The sequence below is a fragment of the Staphylococcus sp. HMSC055C03 genome, from assembly GCF_001809385.1.
GTDB classification, from domain to species: Bacteria; Bacillota; Bacilli; order Staphylococcales; family Staphylococcaceae; genus Staphylococcus; species Staphylococcus simulans.
The window spans coordinates 26984-27644 of record NZ_KV797500.1 but is presented as its reverse complement, the minus strand read 5'-3'; the positions used below and the strand labels follow the sequence as shown (position 1 = coordinate 27644).

Here is a 661-nt window from a genome sequence, read left to right as displayed (position 1 = left end):
ATTGCTTTATTTAATTCATCTAAAGCATCTTGATGTTCTTTTGCTGCGATGGCATCGTTAATAGCTTTTGTAGCATCTGCCACTTGTTGTGGTGTTGCGTTGCCGTCAGCATTCACTTTTTCACCAACTGCTACTGCATCTTGAAGTGCTTTATCTTCTTTATCAGCAGCATCAAGGTTACCTAAAGCATTTGCCGCATCGATTGCTTTTTGTAATTCAGCTTTATCAGCTTTTTGAACTAGACCAGCTTGAGCATCTTTCAACGCCTGTGTTACAGCTTTGATTTCTTCTGTAGTTTTTGCATCTGGAATAGCTACAATTGCATTACCTTCGATTTCTTTATCTGTTAAAGGTTTAACACTATCAGGTGTGTATTGATTAAGGTCGATTTTTGCGACTTTCGCAAGTTCTGCTTTCAACTCATCAAGCGCTGCTTGTTTTGCGTCTGCTTTATCTTGAGCAGTTTTAGCTTCAATTGCTTTGTTTAATGCATCTTTCGCCGCATTAACTTCATCTTGAGTCGCATTTGGATTTGCTTGAACAGCTTTTGCTTTTTCTAAAGCATCTTGTACAGCTTTATCTTCTTTATCAGCTGGATCTAAAGTCAATCCCTCAGCAGTTGTGATAGCTTTATCAAGTTCTGCTTTATCTGCTTTTGCAA

The 661-nt window shown here is 38.3% G+C and carries 1 protein-coding gene; it reads right to left on the bottom strand.

Features of this window, described 5'->3' with window-relative positions:
* Nucleotides 1–661, bottom strand: a 661-nt coding sequence (locus HMPREF2603_RS09000; protein WP_186822231.1) for an FIVAR domain-containing protein, incomplete at both ends; no start/stop codon positions are given.